The organism is Prosthecobacter sp. (assembly GCF_049294395.1).
Taxonomy (GTDB): Bacteria; Verrucomicrobiota; Verrucomicrobiia; order Verrucomicrobiales; family Verrucomicrobiaceae; genus Prosthecobacter.
In genome coordinates this window covers 1-3,700 of record NZ_JBAQCR010000120.1, presented here as the reverse complement: position 1 = coordinate 3,700, position 3,700 = coordinate 1, and the positions used below count along the sequence as shown (strand labels likewise).

The 3,700-nt window shown below is 60.0% G+C and carries 2 protein-coding genes; both read left to right on the top strand.

Annotated elements, in window-relative coordinates:
- Positions 1–976 (top strand): fatty acid desaturase (locus tag WAW39_RS07635; RefSeq protein ID WP_422317427.1); only part of this gene is annotated, 976 nt, incomplete at its 5' end.
- A 578-nt stretch (positions 977–1,554) separates the two neighbouring features.
- Positions 1,555–3,700: excinuclease ABC subunit UvrB (uvrB, locus tag WAW39_RS07630; protein WP_422317425.1), on the top strand; the 2,146-nt coding region annotated here is incomplete at its 3' end.

Below are 3,700 nucleotides of genomic sequence, written 5' to 3'. Positions count from 1 at the left end.
GCTTTGGTATGCGATGTATTGGAGCCTGAGCCACACCTCTTACTGGGTGACGCTGGCGATCGCGGCGGTGGCGGGGCTGCTGCTGGTGCGTGTGTTCATCATGTTTCATGACTGCGGTCATGGGTCGTTTTTCAAGTCGAAGCGGGCGAACAGCGTGCTGGGCTTCATCAGCGGGATGCTGACTTTCACGCCGTATCTGCACTGGACGTGGCAGCACTCGGTGCACCACCAGACGTCGGGTGACCTGAGCCGCCGTGGTGACGGGGACATCTGGACGATGACGGTGAAGGAGTACCAGGAGGCGAGCCCGACGCGGCGCTTCTTTTACAAGCTGGTGCGCAATCCGATCACGCTGTTTGTGGTGGGGCCGCTGGCGCTGTTTTTGATCCATCAGCGTTTTCCATCGCCACGGGCGAAGGGCAAGGACCGCAAGTCGGTGATGATCATGAACGTGGCGCTGGTGCTCATGATTGTGGGCCTGAGCTATTTGTTTGGCTTCAAGAACTACGTGCTGATGCAGCTGCCGGTGACGATGTTTGCAGGGATGGCGGGGATCTGGATGTTTTATGTGCAGCACCAGTATGAGGATGTGTACTGGGAGCACCGTGAGGACTGGGACTACACGACGGCTGCGCTGGAGGGGAGCTCGTTTTACAAGCTGCCGAAGATCCTGCAGTGGTTCACGGGGAACATTGGCTTCCACCATGTGCACCATCTGAGCTCACGGATTCCGAACTACTACCTGGAGAAGTGCCACAATTCGCATCCGCTGTTTTATTCGATCAAGCCGCTGACGTTCTGGGAGAGCCTGAAGTGCATGAATCTGCGGATCTGGGATGAGAGCGACCGCAAGCTGATCTCCTGGAAGGAGTACCGCCAGCGCTATGTGCACCCGGTGGCTGCAGCTGCGAAGGTGGAGGAAGTGGATCCGGCGGATCTGCCTGCGCCGAGCGAGATTGGTTCGGGGATGTCGTAACAGGCGGAGTTTTATATCGCCCCCTTCGCTCAAGCGGCGGAGGGTATGCAGGGATTGGAAAGCCGCAGTGAGATCTGTGGGGTCTGATCTCTGAAGGCGAGGGGCACTCGATTAATAGTGTTGCTCGTGGGGTTTGGAGCTGGCGGCGTTCTTTGAGCGAGGCGGTGCTCTTTGCAGACGCTTCTGGTGGGCGTGGGGTGTTTCGGAGTGATGGGTTCGCTTCCCGGTCGTGTGCTGGCGGGTACCAGGGTAGCCTCGCTGAGGCTCGGCAACCCTTCGCTATGATATGCAACCCCTTTGGGGTTGATGTGATGCAGAGTGGAGTGGCGAAACTGTGCTTTCTCCAATGTGGCCGACCTTGGGGCATTCGACAGCGGAAGGCGGAGGCGTTTGGAAAGGGGAGCGCTTTGAGTCGGCAGGTTACGCTGGGACGAAGGATTCTCCGGACGCGCACAGCGCATCCCTAGCTGCCTGGGGGCATGGCATCCTGGGAAACACAAAAGCCTGCCTGGGTGAGTGGCTGGTGGCGTGATTTATTCGGTGCATCGCTGAGCCCGCTGCTGTACGTAAGCTTTACCATGTCCGTTTTTCGGCTGAATACAGAGTATAGTCCGCAGGGGGATCAGGCGCAGGCGATTGCGAAGCTGACGAAGTCTGTGCGCGCGGGGAACCGGCACCAGACGCTGATGGGGGTGACGGGGTCGGGGAAGACTTTCACGATGGCAAACATCATCGCGGAGGTGGGGCGGCCGGCGCTGGTGTTTTCGCATAACAAGACGCTGGCGGCGCAGTTGTACTCGGAGTTTAAGAATTTCTTCCCGGAGAACGCGGTGGAGTACTTTGTCAGTTACTTCGACTACTACCAGCCGGAGGCTTACATTGCACGGACGGACACGTTCATTGAGAAGGACAGCGCGGTGAATGATGAGATCGAGCGGCTGCGGCTTTCGAGCATGGGGGCGCTGATTACGCGGCAGGATACGATCATCGTGGCGAGTGTGTCGTGCATCTATGGTTTGGGTTCTCCTGAAGATTATGAGGGGATGATGCTGCCGCTGAACGTGGGGATGCAGATGACGCGGGAGACGCTGCTGACGCGGCTGGTGGACATGCTGTATGAGCGGAATGATGTGCAGCTGACGCGGGGGAAATTTCGGGCGCGCGGGGATGTGATCGAGGTGGTGCCGGCGTATCTGGAGAACGAGGCGATCCGGATTGAGTTTTTTGGCGATGAGATTGACCGGATCAGCGCGGTGGATGTGCTGACGGGGACGGTGACGCTGAAGATGCCGAGCTACACGATTTTTCCGGCGAAGCAGTTCGTGACGCCGGGGGACAAGCTGAGGAAGGCGATCGTGAAGATCCGGGAGGAGATGGAGGAGCGGGTGGCGTGGTTTGAGAAGGAGGGGAAGCTGCTGGAGGCGCAGCGGATCAAGATGCGGACGCAGTATGACATCGAGATGATGCAGGAGATGGGCTTCTGCCAGGGGATCGAGAACTACAGCCGGCACCTGACGGGGCGTGCGCCGGGGGCGACGCCGGGGACGCTGCTGGATTTCTTCAAGGAGCCGCCGCTGATGTTTATCGACGAGAGCCACGTGACGATTCCTCAAATAGGCGGGATGTATGAGGGTGACAAGTCGCGCAAGACGGTGCTGGTGGAGCATGGGTTCCGGCTGCCGAGTGCGCTGGACAACCGGCCGCTGAGGTTTGAGGAGTTCATGGGGAAGGTGGGGCAGCTGGTGTATGTGAGCGCGACGCCGGCGAGGTTTGAGATTGAGAACAGTGTGGTGGGGAATGCGGGGTACATCGCTAAGATGACGGATGCGCTGCCGATGACGCGGACGGTGCGGATCAGCGGGAGTGCGGAGGCGGTGGAAAATTTTGATGTGACGACGAAGGGGAAGACGCTGGTGGTGGAGCAGATCATCCGGCCGACGGGGCTGCTGGACCCGGTGATCACGATCAAGCCGCTGAAGGGGCAGATTGATGAGACGATCGAGCTGTGCAGGCAGCGGATTGAGAAGGGGGAGCGTGTGCTGGTGACGACGCTGACGAAGCGGACGGCGGAGGATTTGACGGACTACCTGCGCAATCTGGATTTCAAGGTGCGGTATCTGCACAGCGACATCGATGCGATCGAGCGGGTGGAGATTCTGCGGAGCCTGCGTGCGGGGGACTGCGATGTGCTGGTGGGGATCAACCTGCTGCGTGAGGGGCTGGATCTGCCGGAGGTGAGCCTGGTGTGCATTCTGGATGCGGACAAGGAGGGCTTTTTGCGCAGTGAGTCGTCGCTGATCCAGACGGCGGGGCGTGCGGCGCGTCACATCAACGGCGAGGTGGTGCTGTTTGCGGACATTGAAACGAAGAGCATCCGGGCGCTGCTGAGCATCAGCGGGTATCGGCGCCAAGTGCAGACGGATCACAATGAGAAGCACGGGATCACGCCGCAGACGGTGCAGCGTGCGGTGCAGGAGAGTCTGCAAATCTTGGGCAAGGCGCGTGAGGTGGAGGAGAGCGTGGTGCGTGAGGGGGGCGGTGATTTTGCGATCACGGAGACGATCCGGGAGCTGGAGCAGGAGATGGCGGATGCGGCGGGCAAGCTGGAGTATGAGCGTGCGGCGCTGCTGCGGGATCAGATTCGTGAACTGAAGAAGCGTGCGGGGCTGAATGCGGATGACACGGGGGCGCTCCCGGCGCAGAGGAAGAGTGTGAGCTATGCGA